The organism is Phocaeicola faecicola (assembly GCF_013618865.1).
Taxonomy (GTDB): Bacteria; Bacteroidota; Bacteroidia; order Bacteroidales; family Bacteroidaceae; genus Phocaeicola; species Phocaeicola faecicola.
Window position 1 is genome coordinate 64,013 of the sequence record NZ_JABSOE010000010.1, and the last position, 20,620, is coordinate 84,632.

The 20,620-nt window shown below is 48.0% G+C and carries 21 protein-coding genes; 10 read left to right on the top strand and 11 right to left on the bottom strand.

All coding sequences use genetic code 11. The features are described 5' to 3' along the window. Positions 1-125 precede the first annotated feature (125 nt). A complete protein-coding gene (locus H3001_RS04635; RefSeq protein WP_181214198.1) occupies positions 126-1,556 on the top strand; it encodes an alkaline phosphatase in 1,431 nt (476 codons plus the stop codon). 6 nt (positions 1,557-1,562) lie between these two features. Here H3001_RS04635 and H3001_RS04640 read toward each other — a convergent pair whose 3' ends face one another. Next, positions 1,563-2,474, bottom strand: a complete 912-nt coding sequence (locus tag H3001_RS04640; RefSeq protein ID WP_181214199.1) for a helix-hairpin-helix domain-containing protein — start codon at positions 2,472-2,474, stop codon at positions 1,563-1,565. Positions 2,475-2,485: 11 nt separating this feature from the next. Then, positions 2,486-3,850: a sodium-dependent transporter gene (locus H3001_RS04645; RefSeq protein ID WP_178244114.1), complete on the bottom strand. Its 1,365-nt coding sequence runs from the start codon at positions 3,848-3,850 to the stop codon at positions 2,486-2,488. Here H3001_RS04645 and H3001_RS04650 point away from each other — a divergent pair. After that, positions 3,842-4,339 (top strand): VanZ family protein, encoded by a 498-nt coding sequence (locus H3001_RS04650; RefSeq protein WP_178244113.1) that lies wholly within the window; start codon positions 3,842-3,844, stop codon positions 4,337-4,339. The two genes, H3001_RS04645 and H3001_RS04650, sit on opposite strands and share 9 nt — an antisense overlap. Positions 4,340-4,412: 73 nt before the next feature. On the opposite strand, the gene H3001_RS04655 is transcribed toward H3001_RS04650, so the two are convergent. From H3001_RS04655 to H3001_RS04670, 5 genes are all read right to left on the bottom strand, one after another. Continuing rightward, positions 4,413-4,913 (bottom strand): RNA polymerase sigma factor, encoded by a 501-nt coding sequence (locus tag H3001_RS04655; protein WP_219915839.1) that lies wholly within the window; start codon positions 4,911-4,913, stop codon positions 4,413-4,415. 160 nt (positions 4,914-5,073) lie between these two features. Next, positions 5,074-5,556 (bottom strand): CYTH domain-containing protein, encoded by a 483-nt coding sequence (locus H3001_RS04660; protein WP_178244112.1) that lies wholly within the window; start codon positions 5,554-5,556, stop codon positions 5,074-5,076. Next, on the bottom strand, positions 5,557-5,691 hold the full coding sequence (locus tag H3001_RS19620; RefSeq protein WP_262890846.1) for a hypothetical protein: 135 nt from the start codon (positions 5,689-5,691) through the stop codon (positions 5,557-5,559). It abuts the gene before it with no gap. Positions 5,692-5,756: 65 nt separating this feature from the next. Beyond that, the gene (prfB, locus tag H3001_RS04665) at positions 5,757-6,872 is read right to left on the bottom strand and encodes a peptide chain release factor 2 (protein ID WP_178244111.1); all 1,116 of its coding nucleotides are present in this window, start codon (positions 6,870-6,872) and stop codon (positions 5,757-5,759) included. Positions 6,873-6,931: 59 nt separating this feature from the next. Then, positions 6,932-8,740 carry an AMP-dependent synthetase/ligase gene (locus H3001_RS04670; protein ID WP_181214200.1) on the bottom strand — a complete coding sequence of 603 codons (1,809 nt, stop codon included), beginning with the start codon at positions 8,738-8,740 and terminating at the stop codon, positions 6,932-6,934. 98 nt (positions 8,741-8,838) lie between these two features. Here H3001_RS04670 and H3001_RS04675 point away from each other — a divergent pair, with 98 nt between their 5' ends. The 3 genes from H3001_RS04675 to H3001_RS04685 are packed head-to-tail and all read left to right on the top strand — an operon-like array spanning position 8,839 to position 11,370. Next, entirely contained in the window at positions 8,839-9,900 is a 1,062-nt protein-coding gene (locus H3001_RS04675) for a M20 family metallo-hydrolase (RefSeq protein WP_178244109.1), read from the top strand. 14 nt (positions 9,901-9,914) lie between these two features. Next, positions 9,915-10,925: a M20 family metallopeptidase gene (locus H3001_RS04680; protein ID WP_178244108.1), complete on the top strand. Its 1,011-nt coding sequence runs from the start codon at positions 9,915-9,917 to the stop codon at positions 10,923-10,925. Positions 10,926-10,944: 19 nt separating this feature from the next. Then, positions 10,945-11,370, top strand: a complete 426-nt coding sequence (locus H3001_RS04685; RefSeq protein ID WP_178244107.1) for a SufE family protein — start codon at positions 10,945-10,947, stop codon at positions 11,368-11,370. Between the two features lie 92 nt (positions 11,371-11,462). On the opposite strand, the gene cdaA is transcribed toward H3001_RS04685, so the two are convergent. Both cdaA and folP read right to left on the bottom strand, forming a co-directional pair. Then, positions 11,463-12,242 (bottom strand): diadenylate cyclase CdaA, encoded by a 780-nt coding sequence (cdaA, locus tag H3001_RS04690; RefSeq protein ID WP_178244106.1) that lies wholly within the window; start codon positions 12,240-12,242, stop codon positions 11,463-11,465. 14 nt (positions 12,243-12,256) lie between these two features. Then, on the bottom strand, positions 12,257-13,120 hold the full coding sequence (gene folP, locus H3001_RS04695; RefSeq protein WP_181214201.1) for a dihydropteroate synthase: 864 nt from the start codon (positions 13,118-13,120) through the stop codon (positions 12,257-12,259). 157 nt (positions 13,121-13,277) lie between these two features. Here folP and H3001_RS04700 point away from each other — a divergent pair, with 157 nt between their 5' ends. Next, on the top strand, positions 13,278-14,561 hold the full coding sequence (locus tag H3001_RS04700) for a UDP-N-acetylmuramoyl-tripeptide--D-alanyl-D-alanine ligase (RefSeq protein ID WP_181214202.1): 1,284 nt from the start codon (positions 13,278-13,280) through the stop codon (positions 14,559-14,561). A gap of 87 nt (positions 14,562-14,648) precedes the next feature. Here H3001_RS04700 and H3001_RS04705 read toward each other — a convergent pair whose 3' ends face one another. After that, on the bottom strand, positions 14,649-15,614 hold the full coding sequence (locus tag H3001_RS04705; protein WP_178244103.1) for a Rossmann-fold NAD(P)-binding domain-containing protein: 966 nt from the start codon (positions 15,612-15,614) through the stop codon (positions 14,649-14,651). A gap of 99 nt (positions 15,615-15,713) precedes the next feature. Next, positions 15,714-16,961, bottom strand: coding sequence for a glutamate-5-semialdehyde dehydrogenase (locus tag H3001_RS04710; protein ID WP_181214203.1), 1,248 nt, complete (start codon positions 16,959-16,961; stop codon positions 15,714-15,716). A gap of 158 nt (positions 16,962-17,119) precedes the next feature. Between H3001_RS04710 and H3001_RS04715 the strand changes: the two genes are divergently transcribed. The 4 genes from H3001_RS04715 to H3001_RS04730 all read left to right on the top strand — a co-directional run bounded on the left by H3001_RS04715 (position 17,120) and on the right by H3001_RS04730 (position 20,316). After that, positions 17,120-17,350 (top strand): DUF2007-related protein, encoded by a 231-nt coding sequence (locus H3001_RS04715; protein ID WP_178244101.1) that lies wholly within the window; start codon positions 17,120-17,122, stop codon positions 17,348-17,350. Continuing rightward, positions 17,347-17,817, top strand: coding sequence for an amidohydrolase family protein (locus tag H3001_RS04720; RefSeq protein ID WP_178244100.1), 471 nt, complete (start codon positions 17,347-17,349; stop codon positions 17,815-17,817). Before H3001_RS04715 ends, H3001_RS04720 begins: the two co-directional genes overlap by 4 nt. Before the next feature lie 194 nt (positions 17,818-18,011). Further along, a complete protein-coding gene (locus H3001_RS04725) occupies positions 18,012-18,986 on the top strand; it encodes a lytic transglycosylase domain-containing protein (RefSeq protein WP_181214204.1) in 975 nt (324 codons plus the stop codon). A gap of 847 nt (positions 18,987-19,833) precedes the next feature. Further along, positions 19,834-20,316 carry an IS66 family transposase gene (locus H3001_RS04730; RefSeq protein ID WP_317170750.1) on the top strand — a complete coding sequence of 161 codons (483 nt, stop codon included), beginning with the start codon at positions 19,834-19,836 and terminating at the stop codon, positions 20,314-20,316. Positions 20,317-20,620: the final 304 nt, after the last annotated feature.

Here is a 20,620-nt window from a genome sequence, read left to right on the forward strand (position 1 = left end):
GAATAAGTGAGTTCTATATCAAGAATAACGCAAAAGTTTTCTTTTTATTTACCTCCATCTGTTATTTTCTCCTTCAATTCTTTTTTTATCTTTGCTACGAAATTCAACACTTAAATTCAGTTATCATGCAAAAATTATTCATTTCATTACTGCTATTCATAGCGATATTATCGGCTGCACCGGTATCTGCACAACAGGCGAAATATGTCTTTTATTTTATCGGTGACGGAATGGGAGTCAACCAAGTACAAGGTACAGAACTGTATCGTGGAGAACTGGAAGGCAAAATCGGAATTTCACCGATTCTGTTTACCCAGTTTCCGTACGCCACTACTTCTACTACTTTCTCTGCCACAAACGGCGTGACGGATTCTGCTGCGGCAGGAACGGCTCTGGCCAGTGGTAAAAAAACAAAAAACGGAACCATCGGAAAGGCAGAAGACCAGGCTACCGATGTATACAGTGTGGCTACATGGGCCAAGAACAAGGGATATCGGGTAGGAATTACCACCAGTGTGAGCATTGACCATGCCACTCCGGCAGCTTTCTATGCACACAATGCAGAAAGAAGCAGCAGCTATGAAATCGGAAAAAATCTGTATGAGGCCGGATTCGACTTCTATGCGGGTTCTGATTTTGTCGACCCTTACAACAAGAAAGATAAGTCGGGACAGTCAGAAAGTCTGTATGACATGGCTGCACAAAAAGGATATGTAATTGCAAGAGGCTACAAGGATTATCAGAAAAAGAGCAAAAAGGCAGAGAAAATAATCCTTTTCCAGTCGGAAAAGGCTTCGGAGAAAGACAACAGTTCAATTCCATATGCCATCGACCGTGACAAGAACGACCTTACGTTAAGTGATATTACCCGTTCAGCCATCCACTTCTTGACCAAGGACAGTGAGAAAGGCTTCTTCCTGATGGTAGAAGGGGGAAAAATCGACTGGGCTTGCCACAGCAACGATGCGGCAACAGCTTTCCACGAGGTAATGGATATGGATGCGGCAGTAAGAGTGGCATACGAATTTTATGCCCAGCACCCGGATGAGACGTTGATTGTCATCACTGCCGACCATGAGACGGGTGGTTTTGTATTGGGAACCGGAGCCTATAAACTGAATCTGCAGGTACTCAAGAATCAGAAAGTCAGTGAGGGCGGATTTACACGTATCCTTTCGGACCTGCGCAAAAAGTATAACCAGGAGGTAAGCTGGGAGACTGTCAAGCAGGCTTTAAAGAAGAATTTCGGTTTCTGGGAGAATGTACAACTGACGGAAGCACAGGAAAAACGCCTGTACGACTGCTATGAGAAGAGTTTCAATCAGCAGAATATCAAACTGGAAAAGAGTGAATATGCACAGGATGAGCCACTGGCAGGAGAGGCCAAACGAATCATCAACGAAATTGCACTGGTAGGATGGACCAGCGGAGGACATTCAGCCGGTTATGTACCGGTATTTGCCATCGGTGCCGGAGCTGAAAAATTCCAGGGAAGATTGGACAACACGGATATTCCGGAAAAAATAGCGGAAGCTGCCGGTTTTGACAGAGAATAAAAGGCATTAATCAAACGCTAAATACGGCGCCAGCCGTTGCAGGTCTTCCTCAGTAAATTCTTCGAGCATGGATAACTGGGGAAGGCCTTTTATTTTTCCGCGTTTCCGCCGCAGTTCAATAATGGCACGTGCCTTATAGAAATTCATGTAAGGATGATTCCGGAGTCGTTCCAGAGAGGCTTTATTTACAGGAATCTTAACCAGGGAGTCTGTAGATGAGACTTCAAACCATTCGTTCATTTCCGGAGTTACGTATTCAATCTCCCGGAGCTGTTCGACACGATAAAATCCTCCCAGGCGGTTCCGGTAGGCGACAATTCTTTTTGCAATGCCGCTTCCGATTCCCGGAATCCGTTTCAGAAGGGTTGTATCGGCGGTGTTCAACGAAATCCTCGTTCCTTTTTCCAGTTTGGGCAATGTGCTGAATGAATCTTTCGGGAAGACCGTCCGGACAGAATCGGACAGTACCGTCCGTGCCGTCTTGCTTTCCACTTCGGGAATAGACAGATAAGGCAAGAGGCGATGATAATCGTCTGAAGATAATCCGTAAATCTTCGAAAAAGCGGTCGCAGAACGGAAAACCCCTCCTTTCTGACGATACCGCAAGATATTACGCACCACAAAAGCTGGCAAACCCAACTGCAGCAGCATCACGGAATCGGCCGTATTGGGGTCAAAGGCATGCAATACCGATACTGTATGAGTTTTCTGCTTCCGGGGAGAAGAAAATTCAGCGTCTGCCTCCACCAACTGTTTCAGAAAGGAATCAATCCCACACGTATCCGGAAGGACGGCGTAATAACCTGCCACGTCTTTCTGTTTAAAAATTGCAATTCCCAATAAGACGGCAACTACAACCAACAGCAGCAGGATGGCCCTTCGCTCAGATTTTGTATAGTAAAAGAAATCCTTCCACATGCATCAACTTTTTACAGCCAACCTAATTCATTGATGAAGATCAGCGTGATACCTACCGGAGCTACGTAACGCAGAATAAACGAATACACGGGATACAAAGGCATTGACAGGCTGCCCTTGTTGGTGATTTCATCCTTAACCAGGCGCTTGTCCAGATACCATCCTACAAAGATGGCAATCAATATGGCACTCAGCGGCAACATAATCTTTGCGGTCAGGAAATCCAATGCATCGAAGAAATTCAGTCCTGCAATCTGATACCCACTCCAGCACCCCAGTGACAAAGAGGATACAATACCTATCAACAGACTGCCTGCCGTTACCAGTCGGGCTGCCTTAATACGGGAAAAATGGAACTTTTCATGCAGGAAGGCAGTCGACACCTCGTGAAGTGAAATCGTGGACGTCAGAGCAGCCAGTGCCAGCAGCAGGTAAAACAAGACGGAGCAGACATATCCGATCAGCGGAATGCCGGCAAACGCCTGATGAAAGATATTGGGCAGGGTAATGAAGACCAGAGAAGGTCCGGAGTCGGGACTGATACCCACCGAAAAGGCTGCCGGAAAGATAATCAATCCGGCCAGTACCGCTACAAACGTATCAATCAGGCCCACGCTGACGGCCGTATGCGCCAAACGGCTCTCCTTTCCAAAATAAGAAGCATAGGTCGACAGACAACCCATTCCCAGGCTCAGAGAGAAAAAGGCCTGTCCCATCGCTCCCAGGAATACCTCGGAATCCAGTTTGGAGAAATCCGGCTGTAGCAGGAAACGTATACCTTTTTCCGCTCCCGGAAGCATTACCGCACATACTGCCAGAATCAGAATCAGGGCAAACAGCAAGGGCATCAATAATTTAGAGGAACGCTCTATGCCTTTCTGCACGCCTCTTACTACGACCCAGTGAGTAGCCAGTACAAAAACCAGCAAACAGACCAGGGGACGAAGCGGATGAGTAGAGAAATTCTTGAACAGAGTCACAAAATCTCCTTCCGCACTGCCTAAGAAACTGCCTGAAAGTGCCTGAAAGATGTATTCCAGCGTCCATCCGGCCACCACCGAATAATATCCCAGAATCAAAAAGCCGGTCAATACGCCCAAATATCCGACCCACTTCCAGGGAGTCTTAGGTGCCAATACATTGAAAGCCTCTCCCGTACTGGCCTTCGCCTTCCGGCCCACTACAAATTCAGCAATCATAATAGGAACTCCCAGAATAAACACACAGCCCAGATAAATCAGGATAAAAGCCGCCCCTCCATGATTTCCTACTTCATAAGGGAAACGCCATATATTACCCAATCCTACCGCAGAACCTGCTGCAGCTAAAATCGCTCCTAATTTACTTCCAAATCCAATTCGCTCATTATGACGCATAAATCAATCTATATTTTATTTTTTAAACAGAATATCCACGCAAAAATAAGTAAAATCTCGTATTTTTGCACCAAAATAAAAAATTTGAACACAATGCATTACTTAAAGACTTACCCATTATCGCTGATTCTCATTCTGATTATAGGTTATTTATCTTTTTTCCAGCCTCCCCAGACTTCATTAAGTGAAATCACAAACATTGACAAGCTTGTGCATTTCTGCATGTATGGGGGACTTACCACAGTCTTGTGGGTGGAATATCTCTTAAGACACAAGTCAATCACTTACTCACACCTGATCATCGGAGGCGTCCTTGCCCCGATCTGCATGAGCGGCATTATCGAAATCCTTCAGTCCACTACCGACAACCGAAGCGGCGACTGGATGGATTTTCTGGCCAATATCACAGGCGTATGCACCGCCAGTTTACTCTGCTACTACGTTATCCGGCCTTATCTCAAACGAAAGGCATCTGAAAACAGAAAATAAAAAGAAAGGCTCCTACTTGCTTCACAGCAACCAGAGCCTTATTTATTATTATTTTAAAGATAGAGAGTACATCTTAACGGAAGTCTTTCAACTCTTCCTGCAGTTTCTGCCGGGTAAAATAAATTCTACTCTTTACTGTACCCAACGGCAAGTTCAGTTTCTCTGCTATTTCACGATACTTAAATCCTGAAACATACATAGCAAAGGGGGTTTTCAATTCTTTCGGCAGAGCATTTACAATACGGTGCATCTCCTTCAGGTCGTATGCACTTTCTGTAGAGTCAGCCTCCAGATCCAAACATTGGTTCAGACAGAAGGAATTTTCAGATTGATCTACATAGGTCTGATCGCGCAGAGTCCGACGATAATTGTTAATAAAAATATTACGCATTATCGTATAAATCCATCCTTTGAAATTAGTTCCTACCGCATACTTTTCTTCATTGTCCAACGCCTTTAAAGAAGTCTCCTGCAAGAGGTCGTTTGCCTCTTCCTGATCTGAAGTCAACTTATAAGCGAAAAGCAACAATTCATTCTGTATGCTAATCAAATTCTGTGCGAAGTTAGCTGCCATAATTTTATCTGTTATTTGAGAGTTTACTTTGTTTTAGCGATACAAAGATACCTGACATATCACGAACAATGTTCATAAAATCAGACATCCGATAGCCTAGAAACTATCCAATAACAGTTTATACCCCCTATTCTGATAGATTTCAGGGGGTGTGACAGGTTTATTTCGACCCCCTCCAGGTTATAAACGGCCTTTCCTTCAGAAAAGAATTATAATATTGTACCTGTCCGGTAACCTCTTCTCCCAGGAAGGGAGGACGTTCATAAACTTCGTCTTCGGTCGCGAGTTCTACCTCCGCAATTACCAACCCCAAGTTATCTCCATAAAATTCATCTACTTCAAAAACATGCTTTCCGGCTCTCACCAGATAACGTGTTTTATCTATGATTCCAGACTCACAAAGTTTCATCAGCTCTTCCGCTTCCTGTAAAGAAATTTCCTTCTCCCATTCATAGCGGCTGAGTCCGGAACGGTCCGAAGGTCCCTTAATTGTGAGGAAGCCTTTGTCCTCACAAATACGAACCCTCACAGTGCGTCCGCGCGCACTGCAAATATATCCTTGACAGATTCTTTTGCTGGCAAAAGCCAGTGACTTGTAAGAATCATCAATCACCAGAAATTTCCGTTCTATCTCCTGTGCCATTTATGCCAAGGAATAACCTATGATTATCAGTAAAGCCAATACTACGAACGCAATGCATATATTACGAATCATCCGGTTGGCTTTTTCTGCCTCACGCTTACTGTAATTTTCCTTTTTAATTGATTTCTTGTTCATAGGACTTACATTTTGTTTCCCAAAAATACAATATATAATTAAAAATTACACAAAAAACGCTCTTTTTATACCTCGCTATCTGAAAATTCCATCAAATAGGCTTTGATAAAGCCGTCAATCTTACCGTCCATAACCCCATTTACATCTGAAGTCTGGTAATTGGTACGATGGTCTTTCACGCGGCGGTCGTCAAACACGTAACTGCGGATCTGTGATCCCCATTCGATTTTCTTCTTTCCGGCCTCTACCTTCGCCTGTTCCTCCAGACGATGCTGCAGTTCTTTATCATACAGGATAGAGCGCAACTGACGCATGGCGTTCTCCTTGTTCTTCGGCTGGTCACGTGTTTCCGTATTTTCAATCAGGATTTCCTCTTCCTCACCGGTATACGGGTCTTTGTACTGATAACGCAGGCGGACTCCGGATTCTACCTTATTTACGTTCTGTCCACCGGCACCACCGCTTCGGAAGGTATCCCATGACAAACGTGCCGGTTCTACCGTCACTTCAATCGAGTCATCGACCAGCGGAGTTACAAACACCGATGCAAACGACGTCATTCGCTTTCCCTGCGCGTTGTAAGGAGATACACGGACCAGACGATGCACTCCGTTCTCACCCTTCAGATAACCGTAAGCATATGGACCTTCGATGTTCATGGTAACCGTCTTGATTCCGGCCTCATCACCTTCCTGCAAATTGGCAACCGACAATTTATAGCCGTTGCTTTCCGCCCAGCGCATGTACATACGCATCAGCATAGACGACCAGTCCTGACTTTCCGTACCACCGGCACCTGAGTTAATTTTCAGCACACAGTCCATCTGATCAGCTTCCGAACGCAACATATTCTTCAGTTCCAGCTCCTCCACTGCCACAAGTGCCTTGCTGTAAGCCTCATCCACCTCAGCCTCTGTCACCAGTTCATCCTTATAAAAGTCAAAAGCCAGTTCCAGTTCATCAGCCAGCGTCTTCACTTCCTGATATCCTTCAATCCAGCTCTGCAACCCCTTCACCTTCTTCATCTGAGCCTCAGCCTTCTTCGCATCATCCCAAAATCCAGGCGCCTGTGTCCGGAGTTGTTCCTCTTCCACTTGTACCTTCTTGTTCTCAATATCCAAATAACGATAAAGAGCCTCTGTACGATTCTTGATATCTTTCAGTTGTTCTATTGTTATCATATATAAAAACTTAAATGTGTCAACAGCTAATTTTATCTCGTTAATAATTCATTCCTGTCTCATTCCTCCTTATACATTTCCTCAATCTCGGCCGCATAATTCTTCATCAGTACAGGACGCTTGATTTTCAATGTATTGGTCAGTTCTCCCTTTTCCATACTGAAAGGTTCGGGAAGCAAGGTAAACCGCTTGATCTGCTCGTAATGCGCAAACTCCTGCTGCAAGGTATCGATACGCATCTGGAAAAGTTCCTTGATTTCCGGTTTCTGCAGCAAGTCCTTCCGGTCCTTATAGTCGATTCCATGTTCACGCGCATATTTCTCTACCTGTGCATATTCCGGCACAATCAGGGCAGAAACAAACTTCCGCTGATCGGCAATGATGGAAATCTGATCGATATAACGGTCGACCACCAGTTTGGTCTCAATCGCCTGAGGAGCGATGTACTTTCCGTTAGAAGTCTTGAACAAGTCTTTCAGACGCTCAGTAAGGAAGAGGAAGCCGTCTTTGATATATCCGGCATCTCCCGTATGGAACCATCCGTCTTCCGTAATATACTGCTTTGTCATTGCCTCCTTGCGGTAATATCCCTTCGTAATCGTCTCTCCGCGAAGCAGAATCTCCCCGTTTTCGGCAATCTGTATCTCGATACCCGGCATCACCCGTCCTACAGAACCCAGGCAGAAGTCGCCAAACCATTCACAGGATACCGTAGCCGTCGTCTCCGTCAGTCCGTATCCGGCAATCATGTTGATACCCACCGAATGAACGAACTCCTGGACCGCAACCGGAATGGCCGCTCCCGCCGTCGGGAAGAAATGACCGTTCTCAATTCCGATGGTCTTCTTAAGCAGACTGAAAACCGTCTTCTCATAAAATTTATATTTCAGATGCAGCAAAGCCGGCGGAGTCTTGCCACGCAGCACATACTCAATGTTATGTTCCCGTCCCACCTTCAGCGCATCAATCATCAGACTCTTTTTCAGTCCGGTAGTCTCGTTGATTTTCTCCAGTACCCCGTTGTATACCTTCTCCCAGAACCGCGGGACACTGCACATGGCAGTAGGCCGTACTTCCTTGATTGTCTTCTGAATATCCTGCGGACGCAAATTGATGCACAACAGGCACCCCTTGCTGACGCAGTAATACGTCCACGCTCTCTCAAAAATATGCGTAAAAGGAAGGAAGTTCATCACCACTTCCGAATCATCAAATCCCGTCATCCGGCGGTTATGCGCTTCAAAAGCCGTTTCAAAGCAAGAATGATGCAACATCACCCCCTTCGATTCTCCGGTCGTACCCGAAGTATAAAGAATATTCGCCAAGTCATCCCTGGACGAAGACTTCGTCCGGGCATCCACCTCCTTCTGCAATTCTGCAGGCTCACCCAACTTCAAGAAATCCGAATAATAAATAGAATTGGCATCGGCAGGTGCCTTCTTCACCTTCGGATCAAAGATGATAATCTGTTTCAGCGTCTTGCACAAATTCTGCACCCGGTATGCCACATCATACTGGTACTGCTCGCCGACAAACAGAAAACGGATAGAAGCATCCTCCAAAATATAATGCACCTGTGCCTCAGAGCTGGTCGCATACAAAGGAATCGTAACGACACGACTGGCAAAAGCGCCAAAATCCGTATAAAGACATTCAGGCATGTTCTGCGAAAACACTCCCACATTCTCCTGTACTCCTACACCCAAAGCGACCAATGCTTTCGACGCCTGTCTTGCTTTCCCCGCAAACTCATTCCATGTCACGGGCATCCACACGCCTGCCTCGTAATCACGGTATTTTAAGGCAATACGATTACCGTATTTTTCGGCTTGCTTATCAAGCAAAGTCGACAAATAAGAATTACTCATTTATTTTTTGATTATTTTATTATCGCTGTGTGCAAAGATAGAGTTTAATTTGGAATAAATAAAGTATCTTTGCCTTACAAAACAAAAGATTCTTTACGATGGATACTGGTTATTATACTTCCGAAGCGCTTACGCTGCTTTATTCACTCATTGGCATTCCTTCCATCAGCCGGGAAGAAGAAGCCGCAGCCGATTTTCTGCAAAACTACATTGAAGAAACGGGTATCATGACCGGACGTTCCGGCAACAACATCTGGTGCATCAGTCCCATGTTCGACATCAACCGGCCCACCATCCTTCTCAACTCACACATCGATACAGTGAAACCGGTGAACGGATGGCGCAAACAGCCCTTTACCCCGAAAGTCGAAAACGGGAAACTGTACGGTCTGGGAAGCAACGACGCCGGCGGAAGCCTCGTCTCACTGTTTCAGACTTTCCGCTACCTGAGCACCACCGAACAAAGCTATAACCTGATCTTTCTGGCATCCTGCGAAGAAGAGGTTTCCGGAAAGAACGGCATAGAAAGCATCCTTCCCCAGCTCCCTCCCATTACCCTGGGCATCGTAGGTGAGCCTACGGAAATGCACCCGGCCATTGCCGAGAAAGGCCTGATGGTACTCGACGTAACAGCCCGGGGAAAAGCTGGACATGCCGCCCGCGAAGAAGGCGAAAATGCCATCTACAAGGTACTCGACGACATCGAATGGTTCCGCTCCTACCGCTTCCCCAAAGCATCCGATCTGCTGGGCCCTGTAAAAATGAGCGTCACCCAGATCAATGCCGGTACCCAGCACAACGTCATCCCCGACCTGTGCACCTTCGTGGTCGACATACGCAGCAACGAATTCTATTCCAACGAAGAGCTGTTCAAGGAAATCTCCTCCCACATCCAGTGCGAGGCCAAGGCACGCTCCTTCCGCCTGAATTCCTCCCACCTGCCGGCCGACCATCCCTTCGTACGCCGTGCCGTCGAACTGGGCAGAGTTCCCTTCGGTTCACCGACCCTTTCCGACCAGGCCCTGATGCCCTTCCCTTCCGTAAAAATCGGTCCGGGAAAATCGTCACGCTCTCATACAGCCGACGAATACATCATGATCAACGAGATAGAAGAAGCCATCCGGCTTTACGTGGAAATATTAGACGGACTTACTTTATAACCCCAACAAGCATTATGGAAAAGCATTTTCAATTCCCGCTCCAGATACTCTGCCTGTGCCTGCTGATACTGGCAGCCACAGCCTGCGGAAGCAGCAAGAAGAACACCCAGGAACAGGAAGACCTTTCGGAAGAGCCCACCGTACAGGCACCGCTCTTCAACGCCGACAGTGCCTATGCCTACGTTGCACGCCAGGTTGAATTCGGACCGCGCGTTCCCAACACACAGGCCCACCGCAACTGCGGCAACTACCTCGAAGCCCAACTGAAGAAATTCGGAGCCAAAGTATACAGTCAGGAAGCCGAACTGATGGCCTACGACGGTACCCTGCTGAAGGCCCGCAATCTGATCGGAGTCTATAACCCCGATACCCGCAAGCGCGTGCTGCTCTGCGCACACTGGGATACCCGTCCCTATGCCGATGAAGGAGAAGAAGAGAAGCATCACACCCCCATCGACGGAGCCAATGACGGAGCCAGCGGCGTCGGAGTGTTGCTCGAGATAGCCCGTCAGATACAGCTGCAGGCCCCGACCATCGGTATCGACATTGTCTTCTTTGATGCCGAAGACTACGGAACCCCCGACTTCTACGACGGTCCCCGCAAGCCCGACACCTGGTGTCTGGGCTCACAGTACTGGGGACGCATTCCTCATGTACCCGATTACAAGGCCCGTTTCGGTATCCTGCTGGACATGGTAGGAGGCAAAGGCGCAACCTTTTACTACGAAGGCTACAGCCGCCGTACTGCCAATCAGGCCATGCAAAAGATATGGAAAGCTGCCCACCGCCGGGGTTACGACAACTTCTTCATCCAGTCGGCCGGAGGAGAAGTCACCGACGACCATATCTACGTCAATCAGTTCCGGCAGATCCCGTGTGTGGACATCATCGACTTCAATCCTCACACAGACACCGGATTCAACCCGAACTGGCATACTGTAAACGACAATATGGAACACATTGACAAAGCCACCCTGCAAGCCGTAGGGCAAACTGTCATGGATGTCATCTATAATGAAAAATAATATATTGAAATATTGAAACATGGAAACAATCAACGAACTGCAAGATGAAATCATTGAAGAGTTCAACGGTTTTGACGACTGGATGGACAAATACCAGCTGCTCATCGACCTGGGCAACGAACAGGAAGAGCTGGATGCAAAATATAAGACCGACGACAACCTGATCGACGGCTGTCAGAGCCGCGTATGGCTGCAAGCCGACCTGGTAGACGGAAAAATCATCTTCCAGGCAGAGAGCGACGCCCTCATTGTAAAAGGCATCATCTCCCTGCTGATCAAAGTCGTATCCGGTCATACCCCCGATGAAATCCTGAATTCCGACCTCTATTTCATCGAGAAAATCGGTCTGAAAGAACATCTGTCACCTACCCGCAGCAACGGTCTGCTGGCAATGGTCAAACAGATGCGCATGTACGCACTGGCATTCAAGGCGCAACAAGGATAAATTCCTTATCGCATACCCAACAAAAAGGTCCGGCAACAGGCATTTCCCCTCTTGCCGGACCTTTTTTTTCCTATCCTATAGGATATAACGTCTTATTCCAGATCATCACTGGTCAGCATACGCTCCAGTTCCTCTGCCGTGAGCCGCAAGTGAAACTCTCCCTGATAAGCAATGGAGATACCTCCCGTCTCCTCCGATACAATCACCGCCATGGCATCCGTCTCCTGAGAGACCCCCAGTGCCGCCCGGTGCCTCAGTCCCAGTTCCTTCGGGATATTCAGGTTGTGCGAAACCGGCAGAATACAGCCCGCAGCCTTTATCCGCTTGTTGCTGATGACCATAGCCCCGTCGTGCAACGGACTGTTCTTGAAAAAGATATTCTCAATCAGGCGCTGATTAATGGCCGCATCAATCACATCCCCCGTCCGTACAATGTCATCCAGCGGGAAATTCTTCTCAATCACAATCAGTGCCCCCACTTTTCCCTTGCTCAAGCTCAGACAAGCCATTACGATAGGCATCATATCCTCCTTCCGGCTGCCTTCCTTCTGTCCACCCTTGAAAAAGCGCAACAGACTGCTGGTGCGGTGACGCGAGCCCAGCGAAAGCAGGAAATGACGCAGTTCATCCTGGAAAAGCACAATCAGTGCAATCACTCCCACACTGACCAGTTTATCGAAAATCGACCCCAGCAAGCGCATCTGAAGCACCTGGGACACAATCACCCAGATGACGATAAAGACCAGGATTCCAATAAACACATTGATGGAACCCGATGACTTCATCAGCTTATAACTCTTATAAAGCAGAAAAGCAACCAGCAGAATATCAATGATATCCTTGACACTGATTATCGAAATATCAAATGGCATATGTCAACTCATTCTTAAAAAACAGATTCACTTTCCTTCCCTTTCATCTTGTTTACAATCTGCACGACCTGACAGGCCTCACGCACATCGTGTACACGCAAGATGTCGGCTCCCTTCATCAACGCCAGCGCATGCACCGCCGTCGTACCGTTCAACGCCCCTTCCGGTCCCCCGCACAGCAGGCGGTAAATCATCGACTTGCGAGATACCCCCACCAGTACCGGCAGTCCCAGCATGGCAAAATCATCCAGATGGTTCAGCAGTTCATAATTGTGTTCCAGCGTTTTTCCGAAACCGAATCCCGGATCCACAATCACATCCTTCACTCCCAGTTCATGCAGTTTCTGCACCTTCTCCGAGAAATAAATCATCACCTCCCTCACCACATTCTCATAATGCGGCTGGCACTGCATGTCCTGTGGCGTACCCTGCATGTGCATCATAATATAAGGTACCCCCAGGCGCGCCACTGTCGCAAACATGGCTTCATCCATCTCTCCGGCCGAGATATCATTGATGATACCCACCCCGTATTCCTCCACGCACATCCGGGCCACATCCGCACGGAACGTATCCACCGAAACCACCGCTCCCGGACATTCCCGGCCAATCAGCTGCAAGGCACAGCGCAAGCGCGCCATCTCCTCCTCCGCATCAATATGGTCAGCCCCCGGCCGCGAGGAATAAGCACCGATATCAATCATGCTTCCCCCCTCTTCCAGAATCTGTCTGGCCCTTGCCACGATGTCTCTTTCCGTCTGCATCCGGCTTCCGGCATAAAAAGAATCGGGCGTCACATTCAAGATACCCATCACCTGAGGAACCGACAAATCCATCAGTTTCCCGTTTACATTCATCTGCTTTATCACTCGTTCCATGTTTGCATCTCCTAAGTGCTGCAAATGTACACACAATAATTTGTATTTGACACATGTCAGAATTATTTTTCCACCTCCTTTTCCACAGAATAAACCTGCAATCTCACCGCTTCTATATTCTTTATCGTATATTTGCACCGGAATAAACTATCCGAATATGGAAACAGCTGAATTGTATAAATTTTTTCTGGAATGCGGCAAAGTGACGACCGACAGCCGCAATTGCCCCGAAGGCTCCTTGTTCATAGCCCTGAAGGGAGAAAACTTCAACGGCAATGCCTTTGCTGCCAAGGCCCTGGAACAGGGATGCCGGTATGCCGTAATCGACGAGCCGCAGTATGCAGGAGAACGCACCCTGCTGGTTGACAACTGCCTGACTGCCCTGCAGCAGCTTGCCAACTACCACCGCCGCCAGCTCAAGACGCCTCTTATCGGCATTACGGGCACCAACGGAAAGACCACAACCAAAGAACTGATTGCCACGGTACTCCAGCAGAAGTTCCGTACATTATATACACAGGGAAATTTCAACAACCACATCGGTGTGCCGCTGACCCTTCTTCAACTGACTCCCGAACACGAGATTGCCGTAGTGGAAATGGGTGCCAACCACCCCGGAGAAATCAATACACTGGTACGGATTGCCGAACCGGATTACGGCATCATCACCAATGTAGGGAAAGCCCACCTGGAAGGATTCGGTTCTTTCGAGGGAGTCATACGGACCAAAGGAGAACTCTACGACTACCTCCGGGAGAAAGGAAACGGTACGGTGTTTATCCAGCATGAGAATCCCTACCTGAATCCGATTGCACACGGACTGAACTGCATCCCTTACGGACAGCAGGGAGGACATATCTGCGGACAATTGCTATCGTGCTCGCCTTACCTGCATTTCCAATGGCACGAGGAAGGCAAAGAAAGCCACGAAGTACAGACACACCTCATCGGTTCGTACAACCTCGACAATGCCCTGGCGGCAGTTGCCATAGGTACCTACTTCGGAGTGCCTGCCGCAGCCATCTGCAAGGCCCTGTCTGACTACATACCGCAGAACAACCGCTCACAGCTGAAGGAAACCGGCCGCAACCACCTCATAGTGGATGCCTACAACGCCAACCCGACCAGCATGATGGCGGCACTGACCAATTTCCGCCAGATGGAAGTCAGCCCCAAGATGGCCATCCTGGGAGACATGAAGGAACTGGGAGACAGCAGTCTGGAAGAGCATCAGAAAATAGCAGACTACCTGCAGACCTGCGACTTCGGAACCGTCTTGCTGGTGGGACCGGAATTCGGAAAGACAAGCACTCCTTTCCGTCACTTCCCCGATACTGCAAGCCTCATACACTTCCTGGAAGAACAGACTGTCGACGGAAAATACATACTGATAAAAGGTTCGAACAGCATGAAACTCAGTCAGCTTTCCGACCTGCTCTAAGACAATTACATAAATAAAAACCGGCGCACCGACCGCTTTTCAAAAGCCACCGGTGCGCCGATTTTTATTTATAAAAGTCCTATCCTATTATTTCAGGTCCTGCAACATACGCTTCAGTACCACCGTCGCCGAAATCTCACGGTTGGCCGCTTCCGGAATCACCAGAGACGTCGGAGCCTCAATCACCTCATCCGTCACAATCATGTTGCGCCGTACCGGCAGGCAGTGCATAAAATACGCATTGTCCGTCACCGCCATATGCGCCGCGTCTACCGTCCATCCCATATCCTTGCTCAACACCTTACCGTAATCTTCCGGACGAGTCACACCCGGACAAGCCCAGTTCTTCGCATAGATAAAGTCGGCACCCTCAAACGCCTTCCACTGATCGTATTCCACCTTCGCTCCGCGCACAAACTTCGGATCAAGCTCATAACCCTCCGGATGCGTAATCACAAAGTCCACATTCGCCTCGTTCATGAAATCAGCAAAAGAGTTAGGAACCGCCTGCGGCAAAGCCTTCGGATGCGGTGCCCACGTCAGTACCACCTTCGGACGCTCCTTCTTCTTGTACTCCTCAATCGTAATCAGGTCGGCAAACGCCTGAAGCGGATGTCCGGTTGCCGCCTCCATCGAAAACACCGGTTTACCCGAATAGCGGATAAACTGATTCAGGATCTTTTCCGTATAATCATCCTCACGACTCACGAACTGCGCAAACGAACGTACCCCGATGATGTCACAATACGAAGCCATGACCGGAATAGCCTCCAGCAAATGCTCGCTCTTGTCACCGTCCATGATGACACCCCGTTCCGTTTCCAGTTTCCAGGCCCCCTGATTGACATCCAGTACAATGACATCCATTCCCAGGTTGCGGGCAGCCTTCTGCGTACTCAGACGGGTGCGCAGACTGTTATTGAAGAAAATCAGCAGACAAGTACGGTGTTTTCCCAAAGCCTCGTATTTATAACGGTCTTTCTTAATCTCAAAAGCTTCCGACAGGGCCACATTCAAGTCCCCCAAGTCGAATACATTCGTATATGTTTTCATATTAATAGCGTATATTAATTAATTATCGCCCGCAAATATACAATAAAAATACAATATCATCCCATTTGCGAGCTTTTATTTGTATATTTTTTCACCCAATTACTCACGGACCTGTCCGTTTCCCTCAATCCACCACTTATAAGTAGTAATCTCGTTCAGACCCATCGGTCCCCTGGCATGCAGTTTCTGCGTACTGATTCCAATCTCCGCCCCCAGTCCGAACTCACCTCCGTCGGTAAAGGAAGTCGGTGCATTGACATACACACAGGCCGCATCCACCCTCCGGCAGAAATATGCTGCCACCTCCTTGTCCTCCGTAACGATGCACTCACTGTGCTTCGATCCGAAAGCCGCGATATGCCGCAAAGCCTCTTCCACCGTATCTGTCGTGCGGATAGCCATCTTGTAATCCAGGAACTCCGTACCAAAACTACGGGCATCGGCCGGAACCAGCCATTCCGCAGGATAATGCCCCTCCAAGGCCTTGTAAGCCCGTTCGTCGGCATAGATAACCACCCTGCTCTTCTGCAAAGGCGCACAAAGGAAAGGCAAGTCCTCCAGTCTTCCGGCATGCACCAGCAGACAGTCGAGGGCATTGCACACACTCACCCTCCGGGTCTTGGCATTACAGATAATCCGCTGCCCCTTCTCCCGGTCGCCGGCCTCATCAAAATACGTATGGCAAATACCCGCTCCCGTCTCAATGACCGGCACAGTGGCCTCCTTCCGGACATATTCAATCAAGGCACTGCTTCCCCGAGGAATGATCAGGTCGACCCGTCCCTCCGCATGCAGCAAAGCCGTGGCAGCCTCCCGTCCGGGCGGAAGCAGTTCAACCACCTTCGAAGGAATCCCCCTCGCTTCCAGTACCCGATGAATCAGCGCCACAATCGCACGGTTCGAGGCATCGGCATCGCTTCCCCCCTTCAGCACACAGGCATTGCCGCTCTTGAAACAGAGTGCAAACACATCCAGGCTCACGTTGGGCCGTGCCTCATAGATGACTCCGATTACCCCAAACGGCACACTGACCTTCCGCAGGTGCAAGCCGTTGGGCAAAGTCCGTTCTTCCAGTACCCGGCCGAGCGGCGATGCCATCGCAGCCACCTCCCTTATCCCCCGGGCAATCCCCTCCAGCCGTTCCGGTATCAGTTTCAGGCGGTCGTATTTAGGATTCTCCGGCGACATCTTCCGCAAATCCTCCTCATTCGCCTTCAGAATCCCCTCCATATCGGCCGTCAGCGCATCCGCCAAGGCATACAAGGCTCCATCAACTGCCTCTTTATCCAGCAAAGCCAGCTGCCCGGATGCCTCCCTTACCTCATCCAAAATACCATTTATATCCATAACTCGTTAAAATTCTGATGATTTCTTGCAAAAATATTATTTATTCCGTTTTATGCTATTATTTTTTCCACTTTTTCCAGCAGAAGTATGACATTTTTTATTATCTTTGAAATAGAGAGAATTATCCCCTAATTATTAACCCATTAAACCCTCAAGCTATGAAAGATAGTACATACGGATCATTAGTCGAAGTATTCAGAGGTACCCTCTGGGAGGCTGAATTGATAAAAGGCTTGCTTGAATCGGCCGGAGTTGAAGCCATGATAAAGGACGAAACCCTGTCGGCGGTAACTTCTCCTTATTCCAATATCGGAGGAAGAGTACTGGTAATGGTTAATAAGGAAGAGGAAGTTTATGCAAAAAAGGTAGTATCAGAACGAAAAGTATGAAAAGTAAATTATTTGCAGCACTTGCAATCTCATCTTTTTTCATTTCAGGAATGAATGCCCAAGGGCTGCAAAGCACTACGTGGCAATCTTATGGAATTTCATTCAAGGCTCCCCAGGGATTTCAGACTGAGGAAGATTCCGAGGAAGGATATATCATCAGTACCCCCACTTACTACATCACCGTGCAACTGCTGGAGGGTGAGGGATTCAAGAAGAGTGAACTGGAAAAGGAGCTGAAACTCATAGCCACGGACGATGAAATCGGTAATCAGACCCCGGTACGGTCTTTCGAACTGCCCCAGTTCTATGGAGTGTCCCTGTCGGGAAACTGCGAGCAGGAGCAATGCCTGTACAGTTATCTCATGACCAAGGACGGAGCCAGCGGATTCTATATCTCGATTGTCTACAGCGACAAGAAAGACCTTCTGCCGGAAAAGATGCTGAAAAGTTTCACTTTGGAAGAATAATGTTTTTTCCCCGGCCTTATATCCCTTCAGCCGAAGTGCTGAAACGATATAAGGCTCTCTTTTGTCCGGGAGCAACAGTTTCCGGACAAAAGACTTTTTTTCATTCCGTTGCGTCCGATTGTCGTACGAACCGTCTGAGCTGCCGCATCACCACACAACGATAAACAAGTATTATTTTTCAACACATGGTATCTATGTCAAACACTTTTTTACGAAATAAAAAACATCTCCTCCTCAGTATCTGGCTTTTATTCGGTATCCACTCCGGCTTACAGGCCTGCCAGTCTTCCGCCGAGGAAACCGACTCCGCTCCCACTACCCAGGTGGAAGTCCCCCAAAGTATGGTCTTCTGCAACGAGGTCATCGACCTGTCCCGGTTCGACAGACGGGAACGGCTGGACCGGGAACTGCTGGCATTTACCTATATGCACAGCACCTCCATCCAGATGATCAAGAGAGCCAACCGCTACTTCCCGGTCATCGAACGCATCCTGCAGGACCAGGGAGTCCCCGACGACTTTAAATACCTGATGGTCATCGAGAGCAGCGTCAATCCGCTGGCACGTTCAGGAGCAGGTGCCGCCGGCTTGTGGCAGTTCATGCCCACCACTGCCCGCGAATTCGGACTGGAGGTCAACAACCATGCGGACGAACGCTACCACGTAGAGAAATCCACCGCCGCAGCCTGCCGCTATCTGAAACAAGCCTATGCCCGCTTCGGCAACTGGGTCAGTGTGGCAGCCTCCTACAATGCCGGTCAGGGACGTATTTCCCGGGAAGCAGAACGGCAATACGAGGAGAATGCCCTGGACCTGCATCTCGTAGAGGAGACCTCCCGATACGTCTACCGCATCCTTGCAGCCAAGACCCTGTTTGCCAATCCTCAGGCTTTCGGCTTCTACCTGAAGGCAGAAGAACTTTATCCCCCGATTCCTTTCCGGGAAATCAAGGTAGAAGAAACCATCGAAGACCTGGCACGCTTTGCCAAAGGAAGGGGCATCAATTACGCATTGCTCCGAAACATGAACCCGTGGATACGGAGCCATTCGCTGCCGGTACACAATCACCGGACTTACTTTATCCGTATTCCGGATGCAGAAGGAATGCACTACAATCCGAAGGTAACCGTACCGCATGCCCCCAGATGGGTAATCGACAAATGGAAGTAAGACACTGATACACAAAAGAAATATCATTCTCCGACAGGCTTCGGTTTACCGGAACATCCTTATCGGTTGTCCGACTTCTGCAGGGAGGTGCTGCAACCTGCGTACGGAGGTCGGACAACCCGTACCGGAAGGTTATACGACCTCCCTGCGCGGGTTGAAAAAGATTTTCCGGTCGTGTGAAGACTTTTCATTCGTATCTACCTAACTTTACCGCAACAGACTCACGACTAATTCTTTAAGAAGTAAATACGCATTCTGAAACCAATGGTAGACAGGAGGTGAAAAAATCAGTGTCTTCAAATCAAACACACACTGTAAGATAGATAAAATCAAGGCGGATGAAGAACAAATCGTAATAACCTTCAATCGGGAACGCTGCTCTTTCATATCCCTAATTACCGGATAATAAATTGAGTGCTGAAAGCATTGTAATTCTTTATCTATAGAATACAATTCCTTCAAACGTTCCACTATATCTGTCTTGATACGAGCCAGTTCCGCACTTGAAACAGTATCAGTTATCTGCCCAATCATAAATGAAACCTGTTCATATATGTTCAAAGAGATACCACACTCCAAGATACTGGGCTGATTTCCCACAATTACCCGATTATTGATCAACCCAAAAGTCTTCGAGGGGCCATGTTTAACCTGAACGACACGATGCGCTACTTCCTGTGTCCGAGCAGAACAGATATACACAAGGATATCAGTTTGCTGTGCGGAGTGGTACATGAGAAGATGGACAGTGAAGTAAGAATCCCTGGCAAATCAATATAACTTCAAGGGATATCTTTAATGTGATGGTTTTGCAGGCTATGAAACTGCTTTCAAGACCAACCCCAACGTGCGGCTACTCAACTGCCTGGTGCATATCCGCTATCATTTTGAGCAGGCTTTGGATGAAAACAAGGAGATGTCCCAACATGCACTGACTCAGATACAGCATATCTATAAAATAGAACGTCAGTGTGACGAAGCCGGCTTGTCATATGATGAACGCAGACAGGTACATCAGGAGTTGGCCTGGCCAATCATGGAGGCTATGAAGGTCTGGATGGAGACAGAAGGGATCAAATACAGTCCAGGTTCTTTAACAGGCAAGGCCATTACATATGCCTATACCCCATGGGATAATATTATGAGATGCCTGGATGATGGCCGCCTATACCGGGATAACAATAGGGCGGAAAATGTCCAACGGCCCATCACTTTGAGCAGAAAAAATTTTCTCTTCTGTGGTAATCACGAAGCAGCGGTTAATATGTCTGTCATATGTTCTATGCTGGCCACATGTAAGGCGCACGATGAAATCCCAAGGTATACCTGAACGATGTCATTGCGCAAATACCTTATCACAAAAAGGCAACTCAAGAAGAACTTTTGAATCTGCTTCCACACAAATGCTAGACCATATTTTTCATTCCTTTTCTTCTCATTGAGAATTTATTTCTGATTATATTTCAAAGCCTCTTCAATATAATTTTTCATTGTTAATGCCTATTCTGGCTCAGTAGAAATTTAGTGGGGATAAATTTGTAATCTAATCGAATAGTTCTTTACTTTACAGCATGGAAAACGATTATTTGAGCATGTTGGCCAGTATTGTACTGCCCACACAGATATTGGATTAC